Genomic DNA, 250 nt, shown 5'->3' with positions numbered 1-250 from the left:
GCTCGCCGAGACGAAGTTGCGCCAGATGATAGAGATCGGCTTCGATGATGCAGGCAATGCGCGGATAGCCGCCGGTGGTTTGTGCGCCCGCCATCAACACAATCGGCTGACCATTGGGCGGCACCTGCACCACGCCGGGCACTAAACCGTGCGACAGCAAATCGCGCGTTGCATCGCGTTGCAGTTGACGTCCCTGCAGGCGATAACCCATGCGATTACTTTGCGGACTGAGCTTCCACGGGCTGCGCCA

1 pseudogene is annotated in these 250 nt (G+C 61.2%); it reads right to left on the bottom strand.

What is annotated here, in order from left to right:
* Positions 1-250: pseudogene (locus KVT28_RS25870) on the bottom strand (allophanate hydrolase subunit 2 family protein); the annotation flags it as partial.

It is taken from the genome of Pantoea sp. GbtcB22, assembly GCF_019091025.1.
Taxonomy (GTDB): Bacteria; Pseudomonadota; Gammaproteobacteria; order Enterobacterales; family Enterobacteriaceae; genus Pantoea; species Pantoea leporis.
This window is presented reverse-complemented; position numbering and strand designations above follow the sequence as displayed.